Origin of the sequence: Neobacillus sp. FSL H8-0543, assembly GCF_038592905.1 — a bacterium.
Classification (GTDB): Bacteria; Bacillota; Bacilli; order Bacillales; family Cytobacillaceae; genus Neobacillus.
On sequence record NZ_CP151943.1, the window covers coordinates 3,793,170 to 3,819,136 of the forward strand.

At 39.3% G+C, this 25,967-nt stretch carries 27 protein-coding genes; 13 read left to right on the forward strand and 14 right to left on the reverse strand.

Features of this window, described 5'->3' with window-relative positions:
* Window positions 1-36 precede the first annotated feature (36 nt).
* Together addB and addA are read left to right on the forward strand one after the other, a co-directional pair.
* Window positions 37-3,531: a helicase-exonuclease AddAB subunit AddB gene (addB, locus tag NSS81_RS19050; RefSeq protein ID WP_342430211.1), complete on the forward strand. Its 3,495-nt coding sequence runs from the start codon at window positions 37-39 to the stop codon at window positions 3,529-3,531.
* Entirely contained in the window at window positions 3,524-7,312 is a 3,789-nt protein-coding gene (addA, locus tag NSS81_RS19055; protein WP_342430212.1) for a helicase-exonuclease AddAB subunit AddA, read from the forward strand. Before addB ends, addA begins: the two co-directional genes overlap by 8 nt.
* A gap of 51 nt (window positions 7,313-7,363) precedes the next feature.
* Here addA and NSS81_RS19060 read toward each other — a convergent pair whose 3' ends face one another.
* The 6 genes from NSS81_RS19060 to NSS81_RS19085 form a co-directional block, all read right to left on the reverse strand.
* Window positions 7,364-7,582, reverse strand: coding sequence for a spore germination protein (locus tag NSS81_RS19060; RefSeq protein WP_342434076.1), 219 nt, complete (start codon window positions 7,580-7,582; stop codon window positions 7,364-7,366).
* Window positions 7,583-7,650: 68 nt separating this feature from the next.
* Complete coding sequence (locus NSS81_RS19065; protein ID WP_342430213.1) at window positions 7,651-8,034, reverse strand: spore germination protein GerPE; 384 nt, start codon at window positions 8,032-8,034, stop codon at window positions 7,651-7,653.
* Window positions 8,035-8,037: 3 nt separating this feature from the next.
* Window positions 8,038-8,220, reverse strand: a complete 183-nt coding sequence (locus NSS81_RS19070) for a spore gernimation protein GerPD (protein WP_342430214.1) — start codon at window positions 8,218-8,220, stop codon at window positions 8,038-8,040.
* The gene (gene gerPC / locus NSS81_RS19075) at window positions 8,217-8,831 is read right to left on the reverse strand and encodes a spore germination protein GerPC (protein WP_342430215.1); all 615 of its coding nucleotides are present in this window, start codon (window positions 8,829-8,831) and stop codon (window positions 8,217-8,219) included. Before gerPC ends, NSS81_RS19070 begins: the two co-directional genes overlap by 4 nt.
* 27 nt (window positions 8,832-8,858) lie before the next feature.
* Entirely contained in the window at window positions 8,859-9,071 is a 213-nt protein-coding gene (locus NSS81_RS19080) for a spore germination protein GerPB (protein ID WP_342430217.1), read from the reverse strand.
* A gap of 18 nt (window positions 9,072-9,089) precedes the next feature.
* Window positions 9,090-9,311 carry a spore germination protein gene (locus NSS81_RS19085; RefSeq protein ID WP_342430218.1) on the reverse strand — a complete coding sequence of 74 codons (222 nt, stop codon included), beginning with the start codon at window positions 9,309-9,311 and terminating at the stop codon, window positions 9,090-9,092.
* A gap of 187 nt (window positions 9,312-9,498) precedes the next feature.
* On the opposite strand from NSS81_RS19085, the gene NSS81_RS19090 reads away from it, so the two are divergent.
* The 3 genes from NSS81_RS19090 (at window position 9,499) to NSS81_RS19100 (ending at window position 10,527) form a co-directional block, all read left to right on the forward strand.
* Window positions 9,499-9,855: a YisL family protein gene (locus NSS81_RS19090; protein WP_342430219.1), complete on the forward strand. Its 357-nt coding sequence runs from the start codon at window positions 9,499-9,501 to the stop codon at window positions 9,853-9,855.
* A 125-nt stretch (window positions 9,856-9,980) separates the two neighbouring features.
* Window positions 9,981-10,253, forward strand: a complete 273-nt coding sequence (locus tag NSS81_RS19095; protein ID WP_342430220.1) for a ubiquitin-like small modifier protein 1 — start codon at window positions 9,981-9,983, stop codon at window positions 10,251-10,253.
* Between the two features lies 1 nt (window position 10,254).
* Window positions 10,255-10,527, forward strand: a complete 273-nt coding sequence (locus NSS81_RS19100) for a hypothetical protein (protein WP_342430221.1) — start codon at window positions 10,255-10,257, stop codon at window positions 10,525-10,527.
* 242 nt (window positions 10,528-10,769) lie between these two features.
* Here NSS81_RS19100 and NSS81_RS19105 read toward each other — a convergent pair whose 3' ends face one another.
* Complete coding sequence (locus tag NSS81_RS19105; RefSeq protein WP_342430222.1) at window positions 10,770-12,599, reverse strand: aldehyde ferredoxin oxidoreductase family protein; 1,830 nt, start codon at window positions 12,597-12,599, stop codon at window positions 10,770-10,772.
* Between the two features lie 234 nt (window positions 12,600-12,833).
* Between NSS81_RS19105 and NSS81_RS19110 the strand changes: the two genes are divergently transcribed.
* Window positions 12,834-13,862, forward strand: coding sequence for a ThiF family adenylyltransferase (locus NSS81_RS19110; RefSeq protein WP_342430223.1), 1,029 nt, complete (start codon window positions 12,834-12,836; stop codon window positions 13,860-13,862).
* 436 nt (window positions 13,863-14,298) lie between these two features.
* Here NSS81_RS19110 and NSS81_RS19115 read toward each other — a convergent pair whose 3' ends face one another.
* Entirely contained in the window at window positions 14,299-14,862 is a 564-nt protein-coding gene (locus NSS81_RS19115) for a DUF2777 domain-containing protein (protein WP_342430224.1), read from the reverse strand.
* Between the two features lie 169 nt (window positions 14,863-15,031).
* Here NSS81_RS19115 and asnB point away from each other — a divergent pair, with 169 nt between their 5' ends.
* Both asnB and NSS81_RS19125 read left to right on the forward strand, forming a co-directional pair.
* The gene (asnB, locus tag NSS81_RS19120; RefSeq protein WP_342430225.1) at window positions 15,032-16,879 is read left to right on the forward strand and encodes an asparagine synthase (glutamine-hydrolyzing); all 1,848 of its coding nucleotides are present in this window, start codon (window positions 15,032-15,034) and stop codon (window positions 16,877-16,879) included.
* Between the two features lie 125 nt (window positions 16,880-17,004).
* A complete protein-coding gene (locus NSS81_RS19125) occupies window positions 17,005-18,540 on the forward strand; it encodes an alpha-amylase family glycosyl hydrolase (RefSeq protein WP_342430226.1) in 1,536 nt (511 codons plus the stop codon).
* A 44-nt stretch (window positions 18,541-18,584) separates the two neighbouring features.
* On the opposite strand, the gene NSS81_RS19130 is transcribed toward NSS81_RS19125, so the two are convergent.
* Both NSS81_RS19130 and NSS81_RS19135 read right to left on the reverse strand, forming a co-directional pair.
* Window positions 18,585-19,451: an SDR family oxidoreductase gene (locus NSS81_RS19130; protein WP_342430227.1), complete on the reverse strand. Its 867-nt coding sequence runs from the start codon at window positions 19,449-19,451 to the stop codon at window positions 18,585-18,587.
* Window positions 19,452-19,749: 298 nt separating this feature from the next.
* The gene (locus NSS81_RS19135; RefSeq protein WP_342430228.1) at window positions 19,750-20,241 is read right to left on the reverse strand and encodes a YajQ family cyclic di-GMP-binding protein; all 492 of its coding nucleotides are present in this window, start codon (window positions 20,239-20,241) and stop codon (window positions 19,750-19,752) included.
* A 136-nt stretch (window positions 20,242-20,377) separates the two neighbouring features.
* Here NSS81_RS19135 and NSS81_RS19140 point away from each other — a divergent pair, with 136 nt between their 5' ends.
* Entirely contained in the window at window positions 20,378-21,241 is an 864-nt protein-coding gene (locus NSS81_RS19140; protein WP_342430229.1) for a S1-like domain-containing RNA-binding protein, read from the forward strand.
* 71 nt (window positions 21,242-21,312) lie between these two features.
* A complete protein-coding gene (locus tag NSS81_RS19145) occupies window positions 21,313-21,444 on the forward strand; it encodes a DUF3941 domain-containing protein (RefSeq protein WP_342430230.1) in 132 nt (43 codons plus the stop codon).
* A gap of 44 nt (window positions 21,445-21,488) precedes the next feature.
* On the opposite strand, the gene NSS81_RS19150 is transcribed toward NSS81_RS19145, so the two are convergent.
* Window positions 21,489-22,349 carry a DegV family protein gene (locus tag NSS81_RS19150; protein WP_342430231.1) on the reverse strand — a complete coding sequence of 287 codons (861 nt, stop codon included), beginning with the start codon at window positions 22,347-22,349 and terminating at the stop codon, window positions 21,489-21,491.
* Between the two features lie 117 nt (window positions 22,350-22,466).
* Here NSS81_RS19150 and NSS81_RS19155 point away from each other — a divergent pair, with 117 nt between their 5' ends.
* On the forward strand, window positions 22,467-23,309 hold the full coding sequence (locus NSS81_RS19155) for a YitT family protein (protein ID WP_342430232.1): 843 nt from the start codon (window positions 22,467-22,469) through the stop codon (window positions 23,307-23,309).
* Between the two features lie 57 nt (window positions 23,310-23,366).
* Here NSS81_RS19155 and NSS81_RS19160 read toward each other — a convergent pair whose 3' ends face one another.
* From NSS81_RS19160 to NSS81_RS19170, 3 genes are all read right to left on the reverse strand, one after another.
* Window positions 23,367-23,552 carry a DUF3813 domain-containing protein gene (locus tag NSS81_RS19160; protein WP_342430233.1) on the reverse strand — a complete coding sequence of 62 codons (186 nt, stop codon included), beginning with the start codon at window positions 23,550-23,552 and terminating at the stop codon, window positions 23,367-23,369.
* Window positions 23,553-23,554: 2 nt separating this feature from the next.
* On the reverse strand, window positions 23,555-23,707 hold the full coding sequence (locus tag NSS81_RS19165; protein ID WP_342430234.1) for a hypothetical protein: 153 nt from the start codon (window positions 23,705-23,707) through the stop codon (window positions 23,555-23,557).
* A 109-nt stretch (window positions 23,708-23,816) separates the two neighbouring features.
* The gene (locus tag NSS81_RS19170; protein ID WP_342430235.1) at window positions 23,817-24,632 is read right to left on the reverse strand and encodes a Cof-type HAD-IIB family hydrolase; all 816 of its coding nucleotides are present in this window, start codon (window positions 24,630-24,632) and stop codon (window positions 23,817-23,819) included.
* Window positions 24,633-24,850: 218 nt separating this feature from the next.
* Between NSS81_RS19170 and NSS81_RS19175 the strand changes: the two genes are divergently transcribed.
* Together NSS81_RS19175 and NSS81_RS19180 are read left to right on the forward strand one after the other, a co-directional pair.
* Complete coding sequence (locus tag NSS81_RS19175; RefSeq protein ID WP_342430236.1) at window positions 24,851-25,624, forward strand: prolyl oligopeptidase family serine peptidase; 774 nt, start codon at window positions 24,851-24,853, stop codon at window positions 25,622-25,624.
* A gap of 20 nt (window positions 25,625-25,644) precedes the next feature.
* Window positions 25,645-25,953, forward strand: coding sequence for a metal-sulfur cluster assembly factor (locus NSS81_RS19180; RefSeq protein WP_342430237.1), 309 nt, complete (start codon window positions 25,645-25,647; stop codon window positions 25,951-25,953).
* The last annotated feature ends 14 nt before the right edge of the window (window positions 25,954-25,967 follow it).

Here is a 25,967-nt window from a genome sequence, read left to right on the forward strand (position 1 = left end):
AATGCTATAGAGTTTTATGGAGAGCGAGGTTAAAATATGCCTTTAAGATTGATAACAGGAAGATCGGGCAGTGGAAAAACGACTATGTGTCTGAATGAAATACGAGACATCTTATCTGAAAATCCAGAAGGAACACCGATTCTTTATATCGTCCCAGAGCAGATGACGTTTTTATCAGAATATCGCTTATCAACTGACTCGGTGCTAGGCGGAATGATTCGTGCGCAAGTATATAGCTTTTCACGGTTAGCATGGCGTATCCTCCAAGAGACTGGCGGCATCAGTCGCTACCATTTAAGCAGTGTCGGGATGAGTATGCTAATCAGTAAGATAATAGAAGACCAAAAAGACCAGTTAAAATTATTCCAGCGAGCCGCAGATAAGAATGGATTTATAAAGCAAGTAGAACAGATGATTACCGAATTTAAGCGCTATTGCATTCGCCCAGAAGAACTAATACAAGAATCATTAGCAACCAGTGGAAATGATGATTCAGCTGCAAAAGCGCTAAAAGATAAATTAAATGATTTGGAAGTTATTTATACTCATTTTGAACAAGAAGTCTTTGGTAAATATATTGATGCCGAGGACTATTTTCAATTGCTTTCCGAAAAGGTGGCTTCTTCGGCGTATTTAAGAGAAGCAGAAATTTATATTGATGGGTTTTATAGTTTTACCCCTCAAGAATATAGGGTGATAAAGGAATTAATGAAGCATTGCAAAAAAGTAACTATTTCTTTGACAGCCGATCGATTAATCTATGAATCTGTTCCAGATGAGCTTGATTTGTTTAGATTATCTGGAGAGGCTTATTTTTCTATTTATGTAATGGCAAAAGCAGAAGGAATTGAAATAGAGCAGCCCATTCGATTATCCGAGCAAGAAAAATGGACTCATCCTTCTTTACGTCATTTAGAAGAAAAGTTTGATACCCGACCAGCCGTGCCTTTTCATGGACAGCCATCCATCCATATTGGTCAAGCTGTTAATCGAAGAGCGGAGATTGAAGGAATTGCGCGTGAAGTTCGTCAGTTAGTGCGAACAAAGGGGTATCGATACCGTGATATAGCATTATTGATTCGAAATGGTGGGGATTATCATGACACGCTAGAGCCCGTATTTAATGATTATCAAATTCCCTATTTTATTGATCAAAAAAGAACAATGCTTAATCACCCCTTGATAGAATTGATTCGCTCGAGTCTTGAAGTAATTAATTCTTTTTGGCGATATGAGCCAGTCTTCAGGGTAATTAAAACAGAATTATTATTTCCGCTAGAGGAAAACTCTGATAGAATGCGCGAGAAGATGGATAAACTTGAGAACTATGTGCTTGCCCTGGGAATAAAGGGGAGCAAATGGACAAAAAAGGATCGTTGGAGCTATCGTCGAATAAGAGGTCTGGAAATGGAAGTAAATGTTCAGACTGACGCTGAAAAAGAGATAGAGCAAGAACTGAATGAGTTAAGAATCATGGTAACGGCACCCATTTTGCGCCTATCCAGACGTTTAAAAAAGGCTGATACGGGTCGGAAACTATGTGAAGCCATTTATTTGTATTTAGAAGAATTAGATATCGCTTCAAAACTAGAAAACTGGAAAATAGCTGCCGAGATAAAGGGAAATCTTGTTAGAATGCGTGAGCATGACCAGGTATGGAATGCGGTAATTGAACTGTTAGACCAGTATGTAGAAATCTTAGGGGAAGAGAAGGTCTCTCTTAAGTCCTTCTCAGTTATTTTAGAAGCAGGATTTGAATCGCTCCACTTTTCGCTTATTCCGCCAGCACTTGATCAGGTATTAATTGGTGATTTAGAAAAATCAAGATTAACGGATATTAAAGCAACCTTTGTTGTAGGTGTTAATGAAGGGGTTTTGCCAGCCAAAATTGCCGAAGAGGGAATATTAGCTGATGAGGAGCGCGAACAGCTGTTATCAGCAGGAATAACAGTAGCCCCAAGCAGCAGGACTCGACTATTAGATGAGAATTTTCTTGCTTATAAGGCATTAACAACTCCTTCAGAGATTCTTTATGTGAGTTACCCGCTAGCTAATGATGAAGGTAAAGCATTGATTCCTTCCTCCTATATTAAGAGATTAAAGGATTTATTTCCTGACATTGCAGAACATTATTATGTCACAGATCCTGCTGAGCTAGCAGAAGATGATCAGCTAGATTTTGTAACAAATTACCGGACAACCATGTCTTACCTAACTGCTCAGCTTCAGTTGAAAAAACGGAATTACCCGATATCTGATCTGTGGTGGGATGTTTATAATTTTTATATAGAAAGCATGTGGAAGCCACAGGCAGGAAAAATACTCTCAAGTCTCTTCTATTCGAATAAAACGATGCAGCTCTCAAAAGATGTTGCAGATGAATTGTACGGAGAGACGATTCAGGCTAGTGTTTCGAGAATGGAGCTATTTAATGGCTGTGCCTTTGCTCATTTTGCTCAGCATGGGCTAAAGCTTCGCGAACGACAGGTTTTTCGCCTCGAAGCCCCAGACATTGGCGAGTTATTCCATGCAGCCTTAAAGCATATTTCCGATATTGTAAATGAGAGAAAGATTTCCTGGGCAGAGTTATCTAAACAGCAATGCGAAGAGTTATCTAGAGAAGCCGTCAGTGCCTTAGCACCAAAATTGCAAAATGAAATTTTACTAAGCTCTGAACGCCATCATTATATTAAACGCAAGTTAGAGCAAATCATTACCAGGGCATCATTGGTATTAAGTGAGCACGCGAAAGCAAGCGGCTTTTCTCCAGTGGGGTTAGAACTTGGATTTGGAAAAAACGGCGTGCTCCCTCCTCTTACGTTCTCATTGAGAAGTGGAAAGAGGATGGAACTATCAGGAAGGATTGATAGGGTCGATCAGGCAAAGACAGAAAATGATAGTACCTATTTACGAGTTATAGATTATAAATCAAGTGAAAAGGATGTTAATCTGACCGAAGTATACTATGGACTTGCCTTGCAAATGTTAACCTACCTAGATATCGTGATAACCCATTCAAAGGAACTTGTTGAGATGAAGGCGAGTCCTGCTGGTGTTCTTTATTTTCATGTTCATAATCCGCTTATTACCTCGAAGAAGTTACTTTCGGCCGATGAGATAGAAAAAGAGATTATGAAAAAATTCAAAATGAATGGTTTAATGCTTGGTGACCAAAATGTAATCCAGCTAATGGATCAAACACTGGAATCCGGTGATTCACAAATTATTTCGGCAGGAATAAAAAAAGACGGCAATTTAACCAAGAAATCAAAAGTGGCGAGTATAGCTGAATTTGAAGACCTTAGGACTTACGTCCGCCATTTGTATCAGAAGACAGGGGATGCAATTGTTGACGGTCGTGTAGAAATTGATCCATATAAACTAAAAGATAAGAAGCCTTGCACGTTTTGTGCGTATAAATCTGTTTGCCAAATAGATGAATCACTCGATAACGAGTACCGAATCCTGACACCAAAATCGAATGAAACAGTCTTCGATTTAATCAGAAAGGAGGCTGTAAAGAATGAGTAGTTTTGTCATCCCGCCAAAACCAGAGGGTGTAACATGGACTGAAGATCAATGGAAAGCGATTATGGCGAAAAACAAGGATATTCTCATAGCAGCAGCTGCTGGATCAGGTAAAACAGCTGTCCTTGTTGAAAGAATTATTCAAAAGATCCTTTCTGAAGAGGACCCCATTGATGTGGATCAACTGCTAGTTGTCACCTTTACGAATGCTTCGGCAGCAGAGATGCGCCATCGTATTGGCGAAGCATTAGAAAAAGCAATTGATCATGACCCGGGGTCAAGACATTTACGAAAACAGCTTAGTTTGCTAAATAAAGCATCTATTTCTACACTCCACTCTTTTTGTATGGAGGTTATTCGCAAGTACTATTATCAAATTGATGTGGACCCTGGTTTTCGGATTGCCGATGATACAGAAGCACAACTGATAAGAGACGAAGTTATGGACGAGCTTTTTGAAGAGGAATATGGAAAAAAGGATAATGAGCCATTTTTCAAGCTCGTGGATTCGTTCACAAGTGACCGAAGCGATGCAGCATTAATGGATATTGTCCGTGACATTTACGACTTTGCACGTTCCAATCCATTGCCAGAGAAATACTTACATGCAATGTGGGAGATGTATGATGTTGCAGGTATAACAAACGTGGAGGATCTTCCATTTATCCAAGCGCTCCTTTACGATATTGAACTGCAATTAGAGGGAGCGAAGGAAATAATTAAACGGGGCTTAGAAATAACGAAGCTTCCCGGCGGTCCAGCCCCAAGAGCCGAAAACTTTATAGAGGATCTTGCTGTCATTGATACACTTATTCAGGCAAAAAACGATTCATGGTCAACACTTTTTCAAGCGATGCAAACCTGGTCCTTTTCTAGGGCAAAGCAGGTGAAAGGTGATGAGTATGATAAGGAATTGACGGATAAGGCTCAGAAGTTTCGAGACAAGGCTAAGAAGAAAATTATCGATATAAAGGACGAGATATTTTCTAGAAAACCAGAAAGCTTCCTGCGGGATATGGAAGAAATGAGACCATTAATCGCCACGCTAGTCCAGCTTGTCAAAGAGTTTTCCAAGCGCTTTGAAAAAGTGAAGCGGGAGAAAGGGCTCGTTGATTATGCGGATTTGGAACACTATTGTTTAGAAGTATTAACAGGTGAAATTGCTGAGGGAGGAAGCTTTCTTCCTTCAGAAGCGGCATTAGCCTATCGTCATCATTTTAATGAAGTATTTGTAGATGAGTACCAGGATGTAAATATGGTTCAAGAAACCATCTTAAAGCTTGTTGCCAAGGAAAATGAAATCGAAGGCAATCTGTTCATGGTAGGTGATGTCAAACAGTCAATTTATCGCTTCCGCTTAGCTGAACCCAATTTATTCCTAGGTAAATATAATCGTTTTAGACAAGATGGTGAAGCATCCGGCTTGCGAATTGATTTAGCACGCAACTTCAGAAGCAGAAAAGAAGTACTTGAAGGAACGAACTATCTATTCAAGCAAATTATGGGTGTTAAGGTGGGGGAAATTGAATATGATGAAGCGGCAGAGCTTCGGACAGGTGCCCCCTATCCTGAGGATGAGCCCTATCCAGTGGAACTATTGTTAATAGACCAAAATAACGATGGAAAAGAAGCTCCATCTGAGGAAGAGTCAGCTGCATCAGAAACAGGAATGGAACCAGTTGAATTTGATGCAGTAGATTTAGAAAAATCACAGCTCGAAGCAAGAGTAATGGCAGGGAAAATAAAAGAGTTGGTCGCAGCAGGTACACAGGTCTATAATCCCAAAACAAAGTCATACCAAAAGATTATGTACCGAGATATGGTTATTCTCCTTCGTTCGATGACATGGGCACCGCAAATCATGGAAGAATTCAAACAACAAGGGATCCCGATTTATGCAAACCTATCAACCGGCTATTTTGAGGCAACAGAAGTAGCGGTTATGATGTCACTATTAAAGGTAATTGATAATCCATACCAAGATATTCCTTTAGCTTCAGTACTGCGTTCACCGATTGTCGGGTTGAACGAGGAGGATTTATCGAAAATTCGCCTGCAATCCAAGAGTACCTTCTGGGAGGCGGTAAAGGCATTTTGTCGTAGTACACCAACGGAAAATAGCGAGGATTCTTATGGAAAAGTCCGCCGCTTTTATGAATTATTAATGGGATGGCGGTCGTTAGCACGTCAGGGGTCGCTCTCTGAATTAATTTGGCAGTTATATCGGGATACACAGATTTATGATTTTGTCGGCGGACTGCCAGGCGGAAAACAGCGTCAGGCTAACCTTAGAGCCTTGTATGACAGGGCACGGCAATATGAGCAAACCTCATTCCGCGGTTTATTTCGCTTTCTGCGCTTTGTTGAGAGAATGATGGAAAGAGGCGATGACCTCGGAGCTGCACGTGCGCTTGGCGAGCAAGAGGATGTTGTTAGGATTATGACGATTCATGGCAGTAAGGGCCTTGAATTTCCGGTTGTTTTTATCGCAGGAATGTCGAGAAACTTTAATATGATGGACATTCGTAAATCGTATATGCTCGATAAAGAATATGGAATTGCGGCTAAATATGTAAATGTCGAGAAAAGAATTTCCTATCTATCTTTACCGCAGATTGCTTTTAAGCGAAAAAAGAAAATGGAAATGCTTGCTGAGGAAATGCGTGTCCTCTATGTGGCTTTGACAAGGGCAAAAGAAAAGCTCTATTTAATTGGAACATTAAAAGAGGCAGATAAAAGGATAGAGCAGTGGAATGACGTATCGGCTCATTCTGAATGGCTGCTGCAGGATTATGAACGGGCATCTGCAAGCAGTTATATCGACTGGATTGGTCCAGCACTCATTAGGCATCAGGATTGTTCTGTATTACAGCAAGGAGAAACAGGTAACCCTCTTGTTTCAAAAGAGATTACTTGTCATCCTTCATCATGGAAAGTTTCACTTTTGTATGCGGAAGAAATTAAAAAACAAGAATTAGTAAAAGAAATAGAAGAGGATCATTTCCTTGAATTGGTAGAGAAAACGGAAACTGTTCCAGTAAAGTCACTGTTTAAAGAGGAAATAAAGTCACGATTAACTTGGGAGTATCCATTTCCTGATGCCTCGATCAATCGATCGAAGCAATCCGTCTCTGAAATGAAACGAGCGCGGGAAATGGCGGATGAGCAGAGTGGAACCGACCTGGTCAGCAAGTTTAAAAAGTCAATCCTCAAACGACCAAAATTTATGCAGGAAAAGTCACTAAGCCCTGCAGAACGCGGAACAGCACTGCATATGGTTATGCAGCATGTTAATTTATCGGAGTCAGTTAATGCGGATGTGATTGAAGAGCTGGTGAATAGAATGGTAAGCGACGAACTGCTAACAGCTGAGCAAGCGGAAGTAATCGATTCGCAGTTAATTGTGAAGTTTTTCTTATCTGAAATTGGTCAAAGAATGGTCCACGCAAAGGCAGTGAATCGTGAAATTCCTTTTACACTTTCCTTACCTGCAAAGGATGTTTATCCTGCCTGGAACGGTCCAGAAGAGTCCGTTTTTATCCAAGGGATTATTGATTGTGTGTTTGAAGATGAGAATGGTCTTGTCCTCATTGACTACAAATCGGATGGAATAACTGATCGTTATAAAGGCGGTTTTGCCCAAGCAAAACCAATTCTAGAAGATCGATACAGACTTCAAATCAATTTATATACAAAAGCGATAGAACAAATATGGAAAAGAAAAGTAAATGAAAGATACCTATTCTTCTTTGATGGCGCACATATGCTGAAGGTTGAAAAATAAATTAATACAAAATAAAAAACGACAAAAACCAAATCAGGTTTATGTCGTTTTTTAGTTATTCCCCGCAATTGGCTGGTCAATCAGCTTCGTATCAAGAACATTCGTACCACTGATTCCGTTAGCTGTAATATTAATTCCCCCCGTATTAAAGCCCCCAGAACCACCATTTGTTTTAGAGGCACTTTTTGGAGAAATGTACACGGCATCTCCAAATTGCACAACCCCTCCACTTACATTAATAATTTGGACTGGACCGATAATCGCTGGCATCATAAAACATCCTTTACAATTACTCACTCAAAATTATGCCCTAAGTTAACTATATGCCCATATACCCGTCAGTGTTCTTCTTCCTCTTTTGGCAATAGCTGACGGATATGTTTAATCCTGGCCTCCATCGAAATATGCTCACTGTTCCCTACATGTAGGATGGAAGAGGCGGAAATCGCGGTAATATCAATGTTATGGACCTTTATTGATGGATTGCAATTATGAGTAGAAATGTTGAGTGGTTCAGTTAGCGGCTGAAAAGGAATGGGCTCTGAAAACACGGGATAGGATGAAAAATTCCCTTCATTTCCAAAAAACGTATCAACTTCCCTTTGAACGGCTAATGCCCGTGAAAAACCATTAATGATACGGGAGTCTCCAAGCTGTACAGTTGATGCTATCAAAACGGATTTTATCTTTATGGTATCGACAATTGATGTTCTTTGAAGCATTAATTAGACTGCTTCCGCTGATAATGGAACGAAGGGACCAATAATTAACGATTCTGCAGGAGTGTCAAAGGCTGACGCTAACTGGATGGAGTAGGTGTCGCCAACCAGTACCAGCGATGAAGCTGCAACACCAAGGATTTTAATATTTTCAACATGGAGGTCACGGTTATAGACTTCAAAGTTCATTGTGGCTTCATTCCTTTCACATTATCTGGTAAATGATTAATAAAGACAACGATTCCATTTTGAATTTCCTGCTTTAATAATTCAAGGATGGCCTCATCTGGATTTTGAATTTCTCCCGCTCGTTCTTTGCTTGAATTCGCTTTAAGATGATATTCGATTCTTGTGGGAAGCTGCTTAATGATATCTTGTTTTATAAAGGAGAGATACGATTCATCTAATTGAACATTCAGCTTTTTTTGGGCATCCTCAAATAAACCAGGAAGGTCTGTTTCTAAATACCGATAAAGTGCTTCTTCCATTTTTATCGACCTTTGCATTTGACCCTTAGGGGAAGAGGGGATATTACCTGGCTGGTTTTGTACCGCAAAGTCCTCAATTCCTGCCAAATCGGACGGATTCAAGCCAACATTTAATGTCCCATCTAAATGTTCAACCTTCAATTGATCAAATTTATACTCGATTTTTTCAACATTGATGCCAGGCTTAGCCTTTAATTGCTTTACTTCTTCAAGCAATTTTTGAATGTTCTGCTCCATTGATGAAATTCTATTTTCCTGTGCCAGAATGGTTAGTTGTACCCATTGGAGAAATTGAGAATAATCCTGATACATATTATCACCTCACAGTTGAATCTCTTCCTAACGTAAGCTTAACGGCACAGCCAAACTCTCAAGACTTCCAGCTGTGGCGGTTTGTGCCGATGGGGCTGGTTGAGTAAAACCACCTGTGTTATATAAATGGGCTGAGGGTTTTATGATTCCTGCACTGCCGATTTGTAAGACTGAGGAATTTGTAATACTGCCAATTTTAATATAATTAATTTGAATGGACTGTTGAATATAAAAGTTCATTTTTAGACCACCCGTTCATTAAGCATTTAGAAGAATTCCTTGGTCGATAACATCTGAGTCATTTGTGTTTGTGTGGCTCAGGTTGTTATGGACCTTTAAATTTTCTCCTGTATTAAAAGAGCCAGACCCGGAAAAAGTCTTTGCGCTTGCAAACGGCATGATTTTATAAACATCACCAATATGAAAAACGGAACTGCTTCCCATTGAAATGACCTGTGCAACTCCTACGATTGCTGGCATAAAACAACACCCTTTTTTTATTTTTATCTCTTTTATCGTATGAAGAGGTTGGTGTAATGTGATTCATTCGCCTAAAAAAAAGAAAAAACACGCTTGTTACTGTAATAATCTGATTTATTTCGTTTTTTTATTTAAGCTGTGATATGATAGTTTTCATATAATGAATTACATAGTAGGAGGAAATAAAATGATTCATGGTCATATTACAGGATGGGTTTTAGCTCTTATTTTATTTGTGGTTGCTCTTTTCTTAATTAAAGGTGGCAAAGCTAAAGGGGCAAAAATTGTCCAGATGATTTTAAGAGTGTTATATCTGGTAATCATTGCAACAGGTGTAATGATGCTAACTCAAGTTTTTAAAATTGATTTCCAGTATATTTTAAAAGCAGTTGTCGGTCTTTGGGTAATTGGATTGTTTGAAATGATTTTGTCACGCGTGATCAATAATAGAAAAACTTCTGTGTTTTGGATTCAGTTTGTCATCGCATTAGCGTTAGTATTATATTTAGGATTTTCTTTACCAATGTCATTCATGAACCCATAAGATAAAATAAATTAAGCTGTCGAGATTTCTCGGGAGCTTTTATTTATTTCAAATATTCAAAACAAACTTGATGACATTCTAGACTATTCGTTTTACTATTTAAGTAGATAGAGGGGGTGGATTATATGCTAGTTCGTGTGTTTGCAAATCTCCGAGAGATATGTGGCGGGGTTTCGGTAGAAGTTCAGTCTGAGGGGAAACGGGTTATCGACATGCTTGATAAAATGGTAGAAATGTTTCCTGATCTAAAGGATGAAATATTCACACCAGAAAAAGAACTGCTACCATTTGTTCAAGTGTACATAAACGGGAGAAATATTATTCATCTAGATGGTCTCGTGACGATTGTGGATGAACAAGATCAATTTGCTCTTTTTCCACCGGTTGCAGGAGGGTAACATGCCAATTCGAAAGTTAGAGTTTCGTGGAATAAACCGAAATCATCTTGGAATGTATTTTGAAGAACTTGGTGGGGAGCTAATAACAGATTCATTTCCTTATATTTATAAGGCGGATAGTTGGAGTGGAGAAATTTTAGAGGAAGCAGAAATTTCCTTCACCGCCGTATTTAAAGTAAATACGGTTCAGATTCGCTTTATAGCAGAAGATGAGGAAACGCTTAGTGAACTTATTAAGAAATATCGATTTAAAACAACGAGAATTGGCGGTTAGTCGTTTTTACAAAAGCAAAAACCGCGTTGCGCGCCACTATCTACTATGGAAATATTATTAGTTCAATGGGCCGGGCTAACATAATAAAGGCGGTGTGAGCGGAGCTAAACTTCACTTCATGCAATGATAAAAATGTATATTTGGCTCCTATTGGATAAAATGATTTGCCTTTTTGCGTAGCTCCGCCCCTTTTCCATAAAAAAAGGCAGCTGTAAACAATCTTACAGATGCCTTTTGCTATTTTAAACTAGTTGACTCTCAGAATCAATAATACCTAGTTCACGAAGCTTTTCTTCCGTTACAACACCATTTTTCCAACCGCGTACTTGATAGTAGTCATCAAGCATAATATCCATACGGCTGACGGATCCTGTACTATTACCTGATGCAGGCTCCTCTGTGAAACGTTTAGGAAGGAAATCATCTTCCTCTTTATTAAAGCCTGCGAGGTTGTTATAGTATCGCTCAAGATTATAAATTCTTTCCCCAGCTTTCATCACATCATCAGCAGTCATTGGAACGCCAGTCATTGAGCTGTATTGCTCGGCGTAATGCTCCGCATTTTCAGAGAAAGAGGAGAACTTACAAATATTCATAGAATCAGAGAATGCAAGCATATCTTGGAATATTTTTAACAATTCACCCTTGCCTTCAGGCTTAAGGCGATCGGTTGGTTCAGGAATACCAGCGATTTCACTAGCTACTGTATAGCCTCGTAAGTGACAGGCACCACGGTTACTAGTTGCATAACCAAGACCAATTCCTTGAATTCCTCGAGGGTCATATGCAGGGATGGACTGACCCTTAACAGACATCGAAAGCTCTGGTACACCCCATAAGGCGGTTGCTTTTGCTGGCCCTTCTGCTAAAATCCCGCCGAAACCTTCACGGAAAGCAATTTTCTTTGTTAAATCTATCATTGAATCAGCATCGCCCCAGACAAGCTCATGAGAAATTAATCCTTTTTCATAAGCTTCCATTGTTACAGAGAAGGCATGGCCAAGTTCAATGGTATCGATACCATACTCATTACAACGGTCAATCAAATAGGAAATAGCTTCGGCATCACTTACTAAACAGTTCGCACCAACGGACCATGATGATTCAAATTCAAAGCTTTCAACTCTTGTTTTGTACTTGCCATCCTTAACCTCAACCTCGATTTTACAGCCGACAGGGCAGGCATGGCAGGTATTGTTGGCAACACGCAAATGCTGGTTAACATACTCACCGCTGTGCTTTTCTGCATGCTCCCAATGAGTGAACTGGGAGTTCTTTGTAGGGAGAGCACCAACCTCATTGATGATGTTTGTTAACACGTTCGTTCCATAAACGGAAAGCCCGCCTTTATTTGGAGCTGTTAAACCGCCGTCCAGAATGGCTTTTACCGCCTTTTTGTTGGCCTCTTTATTTTCAGCTGCTAATTTTGGCTGTGGCATATTTCCTTTTTGAGGGGCTTTGATGACAATCGCTTTTAACTTTTTATAGCCTGCGACAGCACCTGTTCCGCCACGGCCAGCTGCCCGATCATGCTCATTGATAAAAGAGGCGTAGCGTACAGTATTTTCCCCAGCCTGGCCAATAGCCATGACACTTAGATCTTGCTCACCATACTTATCTTTTAGTGCCTTAATCGTGTCTCTTGTACCTGTTCCCCATAAATCGGAAGCATCACAAAGTTCAGCTTTCCCATCCTCAATATAGAGGTAAACTGGTTTATCGCTTTTTCCGGTAAAAATAATATTATCGACGCCTGCCCATTTTAATCGTGCGGCTGTCCAGCCACCCATATGTGAATCAGTTACTGTTCCCGTAAGGGGGGATTTCGTAACAACACATAGACGCCCGCTCATGGAAGATCGAGAGCCAGTGACAGGACCAGTCATGATACATAACATGTTTTCTGCTGATAATGGTTCGACTTCAGGACCGTTGTCTAATACATACTTTACTCCTAAGCCGCGGCCACCAATGTACTTTTTAGCATCATCTTCGTTGATTGTTCTGTAATCAATCAAGCCATCTGTTAAATTCACTACTACTTCTTTGTTTAAAAAGCCACCTAGATTCAAAGTTTTTTCCCTCTCTTTCAAATTATATAATTACAAATCTCTTATTTATATTTACTATATAAATAGGGGATTTTCTCCAAACTATATAGATTAACCCAATTTATATTATACTATCATATCTGAATTTTTAGTATTTAAAATTTATATAATATTCAAATTAAATTATTTGGTAGAATAAACGTAGAGTAGTTGCTGCTAACTAGGTAAGAGAATTTTTTGAAATGAGGAATTAGCGTGAAAGATTTAGATCGATACTCAAGGCAAATTCTTTTTCCAGATATAGGTGTAGAGGGTCAATTGAAATTGTTGAAGAGCAGGGTGGCAATTGTCGGTGTAGGTGCATTAGGTACAGTTATCGCAAACCATCTTGTCCGCTCTGGGGTGGGCTACATTAGGTTAATTGATAGGGATGTGGTTGAGTTATCTAATTTGCAGCGCCAATCACTTTTTGACGAAGAGGATGCGAAATTAAATCTCCCAAAGGTGATTGCTGCAAAAAATAAATTGAATCAAATTAATTCCGACGTTATGGTGGATGCGGTGATTGCAGATTTAAATCTGGATAATGCGGAAGAATTATTAGTTGATTTTGATTGTCTTGTGGATGGAACAGATAATTTTATGACTCGGTTTCTACTAAATGATGTAGCCGTGAAGTATGGAATCCCTTGGGTTCATGGGGCGGCAGTAAGCTCGAGAGGGATGTTTGCCGTCATCAAACCTGGAAAGACCCCTTGTTACCGCTGTCTGTTTCCTCATGTGCCATCGGGAAGAGGAGAGACCTGTGATACGATTGGCGTGTTGTCACCGATAACGGATATTATTGGCTCCTTTCAGGCGATGGAAGTGATGAAGATAGTAGTGGGTGCCAAGACCAACCCCAATCTTGAACAGTTGGATATTTGGGATTCATCGATCCTGCAAATGGATATTTCGGAAGGGAATAATCCAAACTGTCCTACCTGCGTACAACGGCAGTTTGATTTCCTTGATCGCGCCTCCAACCTCCAGGAAACCTATACAACCCTTTGCGGCCGGGAAACCGTACAAATTTATTTTAGGAATAAACAAGAGCTGGATTTTATAAAGTTAGCCGAGATGCTAAAGAAGAGTGGAAAAGTTACTGGAAACAAATTTTTATTGCGTTTTTCACCTAATGAAGATATTTCAATTGTGTTATTTAAGGATGGCAGAGTGTTGATCCATGGAACAAATGACATCGGGACAGCAAAATCCCTCTATTCGAAATACATCGGAAACTAAGTGGGTTTAAATGAAGAGGAAGGTTGCTTCATGGAGCCCCGCATGAAGCGGTCATGAGGCATACTTTTGTGAAAAACAGATGAAAGTAGACCTCATGAAGCGGTCATGAGGCATACTTTTGTGAAAAACAGATGAAAGTAGACCTCATGAAGCGGTCATGAGGCATACTTTTGTGAAAAACAGATGAAAGTAGACCTCATGAAGCGGTCATGAGGCATACTTTTGTGAAAAACAGATGAAAGTAGACCTCATGAAGCGGTCATGAGGCATACTTTTGTGAAAAACAGATGAAAGTAGACCTCATGAAGCGGTCATGAGGCATACTTTTGTGAAAAACAGATGAAAGTAGACCTCATGAAGCGGTCATGAGGCATACTTTTGTGAAAATCCAAAGAAAGTAGACCTCATGAAACCGCCATGAGGACTATTGATAATCTTATGAAATTATTTTTTCGATAATTAATCTTTTTCCAGTATTTAATGTGAATTCGAAGCGATCATTTACCTTTTCAAAATAGCAAAAGTGATGCTGCACATTGCAGATTTGATCCTGATTGTCAAAAACGATAAAATTCACCCCGTCCTTCCGGTTCTCATCGGATAGGAAAGATAAGTGATTATAACAATAGATACAATCATATATCGAAAAATCTAACGAATTTAATGTTGTGACAAATTGGAAAAAGGCATCATCATTAATCCCCTCTAACAATCTTTCAAGTGAGTAAATTAGATGTTTCCTGATTCTTACTTGGTCATGATCTCGAAGCATAAGAGTGTCGCTGCCGCTCCTTATCATACCAGGCTCAACCAAGACACCTTTCTTCCAGCGATTTAAACGAAATATTTCGATTTCCTGCTGCAGAAAATCATCTAACATCGCCGCTTCTTCTGTTTCTTCATCAAAAAATATCCATTGATCGTTAATTTGTTCAACTGTTCCTTCATTGTAGGCCCTAAGTTGATTATCATAGAGTTTCGTTCGTTGCTGTCGATTCATATTTAACCTCCGTGCCTAATGCTTTCATTTTCTTTGTTGACATCTTCGTGAAATTTTATAACTCGGTTATCTTTAATTTGGACAATTTACCAAATTATCTGGGCTGAATAGAATAAAACATGGAATAAGCATCCAGTATCTCAGGAGACTGGAGGAAGGAGTTTGATATATGTGCGGAGTAACAGGTTGGGTGGATTTTACTAAAGATATTAGAACTGAGAAAGAAACATTGGTAAAGATGACAAATACCCTCGCTAAGAGAGGCCCAGATGAAACCAACATTTGGAGTGATACGCATGTTGGCTTTGGCCATAAGCGTTTGATTGTTGTTGACCCTGAAGGGGGAAGACAGCCAATGACAAAACAAAAAGAGGGTAACGATTATACGCTATGCTACAACGGTGAATTATACAATACAGAAGATATCCGCAAAGTTCTCCTTACTAAAGGATATTCCTTCAAAGGTCATTCTGATACTGAAGTTCTGTTAACTGCCTATATAGAATGGGCGGAAGAGTGTGTAAAATATCTGAACGGTATATATGCGTTTGCCGTTTGGGATCGTCAGAAAGAACAACTCTTCATTGGACGCGATCGATTAGGTGTTAAACCGCTGTTTTTTACAGAATTCCAAAAAGGGATTTTATTCGCCTCGGAACTTAAAGCAATACTGGCAAACCCTGGTATGAAAACGGAGATTGACAGTAAGGGATTAGCTGAGATTTTTGGTTTAGGCCCATCAAGGTCACCTGGTTCGGGGATTTTTAAGGGGATTATGGAGCTCAGACCTGCACATGCTCTCACCTTTTCAAAAAACGGCTTAAAAATTTGGCGTTATTGGAATGTTGAAAGTAACGAGCATAAGGACAATGTAGTGGAGACGGCCGAGAAGGTCCGTTTTTTGGTTACAGATGCTATTACAAGACAGCTTGTTTCAGATGTCCCGTTATCCACATTTCTATCGGGAGGACTTGATTCAAGCATTATTACGGCGGTTGCTGCGCAAGCCTTCGAGAAAAGCGGAAAAGGGCCGCTCACCACCTATTCTATCGACTATGAAGGAAATGATCAGTTTTTTAAGGCAAATGAGTTTCAGCCAAATGCGGATGAAAAATGGATCAAAATTGTAACGGATACATTTCAAACAAATCATCTTTATAAAAAAATTTCTCAGCAGCAATTAGTGAATGATTTAACAGAAGCGGTTCATGTTCGCGATAGCCCTGGAATGGCAGATGTTGATTCCTCCCTGCTTTGGTTTTGTAAGGAAATAAAAAATGATTTTGTTGTAAGCCTTTCAGGAGAATGTGCGGATGAGATTTTTGGAGGATATCCTTGGTTTCACCGAAAACAAGATCTAGAGCGCCCAGGATTTCCATGGATGCGTTCGTTAAGTGAAAGGAACAACTTATTACGATCCGATTGGCAGCAAAAACTGAACCTAAATGAATTTGTAGCCGACAAGTACAATCAGGCCATATTGGAGACACCAAAACTGGATGGGGAAAGTTTGGAGGAATCTAAGCGAAGAGAGCTCTTTTATATTAATATGACCCATTTTATGACGACCTTGCTGGACCGTAAAGATCGTATGAGTATGGGGGCCAGTCTTGAAGTACGGGTTCCATTTGCCGACCATCGTCTTGTTGAATATGTATGGAATATCCCTTGGCATATCAAGATGCATGAAGGCCGGGAGAAGGGGATTTTACGAAAAGCCTTTGAAGGAATTCTTCCGGACGAAGTTCTTTATCGAAAGAAGAGTCCCTATCCAAAAACACATAATCCAGCATATACATTGGCCGTTCAAACACGCCTGAAGGAAATTGTAGCGGATAAATCAACCGTATTATTGGAGTTATTTAACCGTGATTTACTTCATGAAATCATTGATTCGGGGGGAACGAGTTTTAAAGAGCCATGGTTTGGCCAACTGATGACTGGACCGCAATTACTGGCCTATTTTGTGCAGTTAGACATCTGGTTCAAAGATTACAATATTAACATAGTGAATTAAACCGAGAACATTCGGTTTTTTCTTACAAGGTAGATAATGTTTGGAATAAAAACTATATTAGATTAAAATAGATGGGTAGGGAAGAGGAGAAATAGCCTCTTCCTTTTTTAAGGGGAGGAAAGAGTATGAAAAAAATTCCAATTTTATTTATTCTAACTTTTAGTTTGTTATTCTCATCTGTTCCTACATATGCAAAAGAACAGAAAGCGGATCGTCTGTGGCAAGATGAAACGGTATATTCTTTAATGGTGGATCGCTTTAATAACGGCGATACAAAAAATGACATCGATGTCAATACAAAAGACCCTTTATCCTATGTTGGCGGTGATTTTCAAGGGGTTATTGATAAATTGGATTACTTAAAAGACATGGGGTTTACAGCAATCCGTCTCACTTCTATATTTGATAACACTGCAGGCGGATACCATGGATATTGGGTGAATGATTTTTACAAAACAGACGAGCATTTTGGTTCATTAAAAACCTTTAAAAAACTAGTAAGTGAAGCACATGATAGAGAGTTGAAAGTAATCATTGACTTTGTCGCGAATAATGTCTCAGCAGAACATCCTTGGGTGAATGATTCGACAAAGCAGTCATGGTTTCATGAACAGCAGGATATAAATGATTCGAATGATCAACAGGAATTGGAAAATGGCTGGGTGGATGATTTGCCTGATCTAAATCAGGACAACCCTGAGGTAAAGAATTATTTAATAGATGCGGCCAGATGGTGGATTAACAATACAGATATTGATGGCTATAGTTTGCCGGAAGTCAATCATGTTCCAGTTGGTTTTTGGAGTGATTTTTCAAAAGCAGTTAAAAAAGAGAAGGAAAACTTTTTCCTCATAGGAGTAGGCTCACAAACTCATACGGGCGAATGGGAGAAGTATGAAAATGCCGGAATAGATAGTATATTTGATTATTCACATAGCGATAAGTTAAGAGAGGTATTTGCAGGAACGGATAAATCGCTTCAATCCCTTGAGGCTAACGGTGAAAAGAATATCTTTCAACATCCGGAATTAATGGCTAATTTCTTTGATAATGAGAATACTGTTCGATTTACGAGTGATATCGTCGATCAGAAAATGTTCCCCGGCTCACGATGGAGAACGGCATTAGCCTATCTATACTCCACACCTGGAATTCCGATGGTTTTTTATGGCAGTGAGATTGCCCTAAATGGAGGGGAAATTCCAGATAATCACGGTCTAATGAATTTTAGAACAGAAAAAGAGCTGATCGATTATATTACGAAGCTTGGTGAATTACGTAATCAGCTTCCATCCCTGACTAGAGGAACAATGGATATGCTCTATGATAAAGACGGAATGGTTGTGTATAAGCGCAGTTTTCAGGATGAAACCTCGATTATCGCCATTAATAATACGAGTAAATCACAAAATGTTACGCTAACAAAAGAGGATATTGAAGCAGGAAAAGAGCTTCGCGGTTTACTAAAGGGTGATCTTGTTCGCAGTGAAGAGGATCAATACGATATTATTATCGACCGTGATGAAGCTGAATACTATGTATTAGCAAAGAAAAGCGGACTGAATCTTCCATTAGTTGGATCGTTAGTTGTTGTATTTCTATTAGCTATTGCTTTCATTATCTTAATTAAAAATAGAAGTAAGAGAAATGGTGAAGTCTAACCAGCGAAGGCCCCGGTGCAAGTATACGCCGGGGCTTTTGCTATTTACCCATTTACGACTGTTCCGCCATTGACGTGGATGATTTGTCCACTAACATAGGAGGAATCGTCCGAAGCTAGGAAAACGTAGCTAGGCGCGAGCTCGTTCGGCTGGCCAGCTCTCCCCATTGGTGTATTGCTTCCAAAGGCAGCCACCTTCTCTTCGGTGAAGGTCGAGGGAATTAGCGGAGTCCAGATGGGTCCCGGAGCAACCCCATTTACCCTAATCCCTTGTTTAGCGAGTGATTTAGCTAACGACCGTGTGAAGGTAACAATCGCTCCTTTGGTAGCAGAGTAATCCAATAATTGATCATGTCCTTCATAGGCGGTTATGGAGGCAGTATTAATAATTGATGCCCCTTTCTTTAAGTGAGGTAGTACCATTTTTGTCATATAAAAATAGGAGAAAATATTTGTCCTGAAAGTCTTTTCCAGTTGTGCAGAAGTGATATTTAACAGGCTTTTTTGCGGATGCTGTTCCGCTGCATTATTTACTAAAATATCAACTTTTCCAAATTCTTCGATGGTCTGATTGACGATTGTTTTACAAAATTCTTCACTGCCGATATCACCTGCAAAAAGTTGGCATTTGCGTCCTTCTGTTTCAATTAGCTTTTTTGTTTCTTTTGCATCTTCGTGTTCCTCTAAGTAACTGATCACTACATCAGCACCTTCTTTGGCAAAATAAATAGCTACTGATTTACCGATCCCACTATCACCTCCAGTAATGATGGCGGTTTTGCCAGACAATTTCCCGGCACTTTTATAATTTGGATCGACAGAAATCGGCCTTGGATTCATTTCACTTTCTACTCCAGGTTGATGGTTTTGGTGCTGAGGCGGAAACGCAGTTTTTTGTTTGTTGTTAGTCATCGGAAAATCCCCCTAATTTAGTTATCATTATAGTGTGAAAGAAAATGAACGAAATTATTAATAAATATGGATGAGTTAAAGGTCATTGTTGATTTTATAACTAGTTGATTGGAGCGTAAGGCGCGAGACTCCTGCGGGAGTACGGGGCTGGGGAGACCCCGCAGGAGTCTCGCGCCGAGGAGGCTCCCTGGCACACGCCCGCGGAAAGCGAAGCGTCTGGAGCGGAAATCAACAGCCAATTTTAATAGCCAAAAAAAAGCGAAAAAGGATTAGCTTCCTTTTTCGCTCATTAATGATATTATCGATAATTAATAAATTGTACATCCACTGTCAGTTCCGCTTCACGGACCAAAGAGATAATTTTTTGCAGGTCGTCACGATTTTTGCCACTCACGCGAACTTGGTCATCCTGGACCTGGCTCTTTACCTTGACGCCACTATTTTTTATTATTGTATTGATCTTTTTTGCATTTTCCTTGTCAATCCCTTGAACCAATTTTGCCCGTTGGCGGACGGTCCCGCCAGATGCTTTTTCAATCTTACCGTAATCGAGATTTCTAACTGGTACCCCTCTTTTGATCAATCTGCCAAGTAAAACGTCTTTCAGTTGATCCATTTTAAATTCATCGTCTGAAACAAGTACAAGATCTTCTTTATCTAGTGTGACATCACTTTTGCTGCCTTTAAAATCATAACGAGTTTTGATTTCCTTCATCGTGGCAGTAATCGCATTTGTGACTTCAGTAAAGTCTACTTTGGATACAATATCAAATGATTCATCTTTGGCCATAATAAAACCTCCAGTAATTTTTCTTACCTATGTAGATTCCTGCTAAAGTTTCCCTTTATGGCTACATTATAGTAAAATATAGCAGTTCAAACAACTACTTGAAAAAAAACAATAGTAAAAAGAAAAGGTGAGTTAAATGTCATTACAAGAACTAATTGGTCAAACCACCACTTTAACGGTAGCTAGAATAGCTGATTTTGGCTATTTTTTAACAGACGGAGAAGAAGATGTATTATTGCATATAAAAGAAGCAGATCGAGAATATGAAGTGGATGAATCTGTAGAGGTGTTCCTTTATGTCGATTCGGAAGGCAGAACGTCCGCTTCTACAACGATACCTCCAATTGCTATTGGAAAATATGCTTGGCTTAAAGTAGTCGATGCCAACCCTCATGTAGGTGTGTTTTTAGACATTGGTCTAAAAAAGGATTTATTATTAGGAGCCGATGACCTCCCTGTCCACAAGTCAGTCTGGCCTAAGGCTGGTGATTTAGTGTATGTTACCTTACGGGTAAATAATAATTACCTCTTATATGCTAGGCTTGCATCGGACCCTATTATTGAATCGATTTCGATAGAGGCAGACTCAGAGGATTTTAACAAAAATATTCAGGGGCACATTTACCGAACTGCAAAGGTAGGAAGCTGGATTTATACAATTGAGGGTTTTAAAGGATTTATTCATGAATCGCAACGGACACAGGAACCTCGTTTAGGACAATTGGTTGAAGGTCGAATCATTGATGTCAAGGTAGATGGAACAATCAATGTAACGTTACACCCAAGAAAACAGGAATCACAAGACCTTGATGCGGAAAGGGTTTATGAATATTTAATGAGTAGAAATGGTGCGATGCCATTCACTGATAAAAGTATGCCAGAGGAAATTCAAGAACGGTTTCAGTTAAGTAAAGGTGCGTTTAAACGTGCCCTCGGAAAATTGATGAAAGAGGGCAGAGTATATCAAGAAGGAAGCTGGACGTACGAGAAGAAAGAATAACTTTTCCTTACATACTCTTTTTCAAATTGACTACACTAAGGGTGAAATAGCAATTTGAAAGGGGTAAGGAAATGCCACATACTTCTGATAACGATAAAAAAGCCAAGGACAATAATGCCTTGCTGCACGAAAAGAATATGATGAGTGAAAAGAATCGTCAGGCAGGAAAAAATCAATACTCCAAGAAAACAGATCATAAATAAAAAATAAGTGAGGGGTAACCTCACTTATTTTTTTGCTTTTTATATTATGATGGCAGTTGATTTAAGAAAAAGATAGAAATAGTTCCTGGACCAGTATGGGCACCAACAGCTGAGCCGATGTCAGAGATATATACCTCTTTAGGATGAAATTCCTCTTCAATCATCGCCTTTACTTCTAATACTGTTTCTTCTGAATCCGCATGGCTTATCCCAATTACTTGATTACTCATGTCAGCACCGCGCTCATTCATAATTTCAACTAAACGGCGCATGACTTTCTTTTTACCACGCAGCTTCTCAATGGGAACAAGTTTGCCATCTTCAACATTTAAGATAGGTTTAATATTCAATAAGCCTCCAAGGAAAGCTGAGGCCTTTGATACTCGGCCGCCTTTAGCAAGATAATCTAAATCATCAACTGTAAAGAGATGCTCCATATGTTGACTTCTGAATAGAACATCTTTCAGGATTTCTTCTTTTGCAACATTGCCAGATGCAAGTCTTGCTGCTTCCTTAACGATCAGGCCTACTCCAAGAGATGCACACTTTGTATCAACGATAGTTAAATTAAAGTTTGGATATTTTTCCTTCACTTGGTCAAGAATCATAACAGACGTCTGATATGTACCTGATAATTCAGAAGAGAAGGAAATATATATTCCATCTTCATTGTTCTCAGCCATTTTCATAAACACTTCTTCAAATAATTGAGGAGAAACCTGTGATGTTTTTGGTACCTCACCGCTGCGGATGGCATCATATACCGTCTTTGGATCAATTGTCTTAACATCTTCATATTCTTGGCCATTTACATGAACTCTTAACGGAAATAATGTGACGTTAGATTCATTGTAAAAATATTTAGGTAAATCGCATGCGCTGTCAGCTAGTATTTTTACCTGCATGAAGCTCACCTACTTTCAAACTAATATATTTTCAGTTTATCGGTTTCAAACGAAAAATACAATTATCTAGTCAAGAATTTAACCTAATCAATCCATAAGGATGAAAGGAATGGTAGGATGCTGTGGAGTCAATCAAAAAAGGTAGTAGTTGTAATAGTAGGGGCATTCTTAAACGCACTAGCAATAAATTTCTTTTTAATTCCCGCAAATGTATATTCTAGCGGCTTTACAGGGGTTGCTCAATTACTCTCAAAGGTATTGAGTGAACAGACACCGCTTAATGTCTCCATGGGGTTTCTATTACTGGCTCTTAATATTCCGGTAGCAGTTCTTGGCTGGCTGAAGGTAGGGAAGTCGTTTACGTTATATAGCTTTTTAAGTGTTGCCATGTCCTCGCTCTTTCTAGAACTAATACCAATCAAACAGGTTTCAGCAGACATCCTGCTTAACGCCGTTTTTGGCGGTGTGATAGTAGCTGTTGGGGTTGGTATCACATTAAAATGGGGGGCATCAACAGGCGGATTAGACATTATTGCGATGGTATTATCAAGGATGAAAGACAAGCCGATAGGTACTTATTTGTTTATTTTAAATGGATTTATCATTATTTCAGCCGGTTTTCTTTTTGGCTGGGAAAAGGCACTTTACACCATAGTGTCTTTATATGCCACTACAAGGGTGGTTGACGCCATTCATACAAGTCATGCCAAACTTACTGCGATGGTCATTACAAAGAAGGCGGATGAACTAAAAGCAGCGATTCATTCACAGCTTGTTCGGGGGATCACGATGATTCCGGCGAAGGGGGCTTTTTCGAATGAACCAAGGGATATTATGATGATTGTTGTTACTCGTTACGAGCTTTTTGATTTAGAGAGGATTATTAAGGAGATAGATCCGAATGCCTTTACCAATATCATTCAAACAACAGGGGTTTTTGGATTTTTCCGTAGGGATTAATGGCTGCAATCCTATAAAAAAGAAAGCTGACATGATAGGATCATGCCAGCTTTCTTTTTATTGCATTTGTTCAAGCTCAGTTTGCATTTCTTGGAGCTGACTTTGTTCTGCGACGGTTGAATTGGCGAAAGCAGAACTTAGTGCATTCTTTGCCTTCCCAACAGCAGATTCGCGATACTCAGGGTTGGCGTTCTTTGCCATCTCAACAAATCTTCTTGCTTCCTGGAACAATTGGTTACCCATCGTTATATTCCTCCAAGCGAGGATTCATGTACGTTCGCCATTTTTTGAGCTTCTGCTTCGGCGTAGGTCATATGATAAGGAAAACGTTCGCCATGCTTACTAACGGTATCCTTTCCTTGCTGGACAAAGCGTTTTGATTTGTTTCGTTTACCCATTCGAATCCCTCCAATTTGGTGAGCTCGTTGTGAGAACAGCTAAGCTGCCTCAAAAAATAGTATGCTCCCAATTAGCGAATTTCATTTAGGAAAACTATGGTGAATACCCTTATAACTTTAAATTTAACAAATCAGCCAAATATACACCGACACCGTCTTCCTCGTTAGTAAGGGTGACTTCGTTGGCAATATTTTTCACTGTGTCAATCCCGTTGCCCATAGCGACACCATAACCAGCATATTCAAGCATTTCCAAATCGTTATCCTCATCACCGAAAGCAATAATCCTTTCAGGAGGGATGTTGAAATATTCAGATGCCTTTTTTAAACCAACTGCTTTACTTAAGCCGGTTTTGATAATTTCAATCACATGCCATGGTGCGGCCCAACTGCGATGATCAATCACTTCAGCATGAACATCAGATAAATGCTGGCGAATATCCTTTAATTGGTCTTCCTCTGTATGAATTAACAGACTTGTTGGAGAATCCTTCAAGAAATTGCTCAAATCTCCAGTTGTAACCTTTGGATTGCCCATACTAAAGATATCTAATAGTTTTTCATCATGATAATGGAAATAAACCTCATCAATTACTTCTGCAATAATATTGTGAAATTGAAAGGAACGGCAAGCTTCCACTATATCCTTAGCGACTTTTACGTCCAAAGGTTCATGATAAAACCCCCACTTATGATTGCTGGGATTATGCATGAAAGCCCCATTAAAATTGACAATCGGTGTGTCTAACTCTAATTCACGATAATATAGTTCGCTTGAGCGGTAGGGCCTTCCCGTTGCAATCATTACTACATGTCCTGCATTTCTGGCCTTCCTTAAGATTTCCTTGGTTTTTAAGGAAATCGTTTTATCATCCTTTAATAAGGTTCCATCTAAATCTAATGCAATTAAGTGTTTATCTGCCATAATGACTCCCTCTTTTTACATAATTTAAGTCATAGCTTTAGATTTAAGTTCATCTACATGATACACTACAACTATGGTTTTTTTCAGACACTGGAAAAGTGTATTAGAAATTTCTATAATTACTATGTTAACAATTTTATACCCAATCTGTAAAAAAATTCACTTCAAAAGTTTTTGCATACCGCTATAATAGTTTTAGCATCAGGAGGTTTTTCCACGTGGTAATCGTTGAAAATCATTTAATAAACCGAATTCCATTGTTACATATTGTGAAGAAGGATGCGCAGCTTGAAACACTTCCGTTTATTATTTTTAGCCATGGATTTACCAGTGCGAAGGAGCATAATCTCCATTATGCCTATTTATTAGCGGAAAAGGGATTTCGAGTTATCCTTCCCGAAGCATTATACCATGGTGAACGGGAGCAAGGGATTTCGGAGGAAATCTTCTATGGGCATTTTTGGGAGATTGTCATAAAGACAATCCATGAATTAAATAATATAAAGGAATACTATGTACAGGAGGGGTTAGCTGATCCAGAACGAATTGGTCTTGCTGGTACTTCAATGGGTGGTATGGTTACTTTAGGCGCTTTAACAAAATATAAATGGGCAAAAGCAGCAGTTAGCTTAATGGGGATGCCGGCCTATGAAAATTATTCCCTTTGGCAAATGGATCAACTACAAGGCCAGGGAATCAAGCTTCCATTTACAGAAACTCAGATTTCTGAGCAATTATCGATTCTTCGTCAATTTGATTTGAGTCTTCAACAAGAAAAACTGGAAAAACGTCCGTTATTATTCTGGCATGGTAAAAAAGATCCGATTGTGCCTTTCGAGTTAACATACCAATTTTACCAATCCATTAAGAATGATTATGAGGAAGTGCCAGAAAATCTTCATTTTATTATCGATGAGCGAGCGGATCACAAGGTGAGCAGAGAAGGGTTAGAAGCAACGATTGAATGGTTTGAGAAATACTTGTTACATTAATATAAGAGGAGTGAATGTAAATGAATGAAGAATTAAAAGAAAATATTATGGGCGCCTTAGAATTAGTAATAGATCCAGAGTTAGGCGTAGATATTGTTAATTTAGGATTAGTATATGATGCTGAAATGGATGATGAAGGGAACACAACCATCACGATGACATTAACCTCGATGGGATGTCCTCTCGCAGGTACAATTGTTGACCAGGTAAAAAGAGCATTGGTTGATATTCCTGAGGTGAAAGAGGTAGAAGTAAATATCGTCTTTAACCCGCCTTGGACCAAGGAAATGATGTCACGCTATGCGAAGATTGCTTTAGGAATTCGTTAAGCAACGAGGAGTAA

What these genes read in the sequence shown, in the direction of transcription:
- NSS81_RS19095 (WP_342430220.1), top strand. Translation starts at nt 9,981, where the DNA reads ATGCTAGTTCGTGTGTTTGCAAATCTCCGAGAGATATGTGGCGGGGTT.
- NSS81_RS19130 (WP_342430227.1), bottom strand. Translation starts at nt 19,451, where the DNA reads ATGACTAACAACAAACAAAAAACTGCGTTTCCGCCTCAGCACCAAAAC.
- NSS81_RS19125 (WP_342430226.1), top strand. Translation starts at nt 17,005, where the DNA reads ATGAAAAAAATTCCAATTTTATTTATTCTAACTTTTAGTTTGTTATTC.
- NSS81_RS19170 (WP_342430235.1), bottom strand. Translation starts at nt 24,632, where the DNA reads ATGGCAGATAAACACTTAATTGCATTAGATTTAGATGGAACCTTATTA.
- asnB (WP_342430225.1), top strand. Translation starts at nt 15,032, where the DNA reads ATGTGCGGAGTAACAGGTTGGGTGGATTTTACTAAAGATATTAGAACT.
- NSS81_RS19060 (WP_342434076.1), bottom strand. Translation starts at nt 7,582, where the DNA reads ATGCCAGCGATTATCGGTCCAGTCCAAATTATTAATGTAAGTGGAGGG.
- NSS81_RS19135 (WP_342430228.1), bottom strand. Translation starts at nt 20,241, where the DNA reads ATGGCCAAAGATGAATCATTTGATATTGTATCCAAAGTAGACTTTACT.
- NSS81_RS19165 (WP_342430234.1), bottom strand. Translation starts at nt 23,707, where the DNA reads ATGGGTAAACGAAACAAATCAAAACGCTTTGTCCAGCAAGGAAAGGAT.
- NSS81_RS19070 (WP_342430214.1), bottom strand. Translation starts at nt 8,220, where the DNA reads ATGAACTTTGAAGTCTATAACCGTGACCTCCATGTTGAAAATATTAAA.
- addA (WP_342430212.1), top strand. Translation starts at nt 3,524, where the DNA reads ATGAGTAGTTTTGTCATCCCGCCAAAACCAGAGGGTGTAACATGGACT.
- addB (WP_342430211.1), top strand. Translation starts at nt 37, where the DNA reads ATGCCTTTAAGATTGATAACAGGAAGATCGGGCAGTGGAAAAACGACT.
- NSS81_RS19115 (WP_342430224.1), bottom strand. Translation starts at nt 14,862, where the DNA reads ATGAATCGACAGCAACGAACGAAACTCTATGATAATCAACTTAGGGCC.
- NSS81_RS19160 (WP_342430233.1), bottom strand. Translation starts at nt 23,552, where the DNA reads ATGGGTAACCAATTGTTCCAGGAAGCAAGAAGATTTGTTGAGATGGCA.
- NSS81_RS19085 (WP_342430218.1), bottom strand. Translation starts at nt 9,311, where the DNA reads ATGCCAGCAATCGTAGGAGTTGCACAGGTCATTTCAATGGGAAGCAGT.
- NSS81_RS19065 (WP_342430213.1), bottom strand. Translation starts at nt 8,034, where the DNA reads ATGCTTCAAAGAACATCAATTGTCGATACCATAAAGATAAAATCCGTT.
- gerPC (WP_342430215.1), bottom strand. Translation starts at nt 8,831, where the DNA reads ATGTATCAGGATTATTCTCAATTTCTCCAATGGGTACAACTAACCATT.
- NSS81_RS19090 (WP_342430219.1), top strand. Translation starts at nt 9,499, where the DNA reads ATGATTCATGGTCATATTACAGGATGGGTTTTAGCTCTTATTTTATTT.
- NSS81_RS19150 (WP_342430231.1), bottom strand. Translation starts at nt 22,349, where the DNA reads ATGCAGGTAAAAATACTAGCTGACAGCGCATGCGATTTACCTAAATAT.
- NSS81_RS19155 (WP_342430232.1), top strand. Translation starts at nt 22,467, where the DNA reads ATGCTGTGGAGTCAATCAAAAAAGGTAGTAGTTGTAATAGTAGGGGCA.
- NSS81_RS19080 (WP_342430217.1), bottom strand. Translation starts at nt 9,071, where the DNA reads ATGAACTTTTATATTCAACAGTCCATTCAAATTAATTATATTAAAATT.
- NSS81_RS19100 (WP_342430221.1), top strand. Translation starts at nt 10,255, where the DNA reads ATGCCAATTCGAAAGTTAGAGTTTCGTGGAATAAACCGAAATCATCTT.
- NSS81_RS19145 (WP_342430230.1), top strand. Translation starts at nt 21,313, where the DNA reads ATGCCACATACTTCTGATAACGATAAAAAAGCCAAGGACAATAATGCC.
- NSS81_RS19140 (WP_342430229.1), top strand. Translation starts at nt 20,378, where the DNA reads ATGTCATTACAAGAACTAATTGGTCAAACCACCACTTTAACGGTAGCT.
- NSS81_RS19180 (WP_342430237.1), top strand. Translation starts at nt 25,645, where the DNA reads ATGAATGAAGAATTAAAAGAAAATATTATGGGCGCCTTAGAATTAGTA.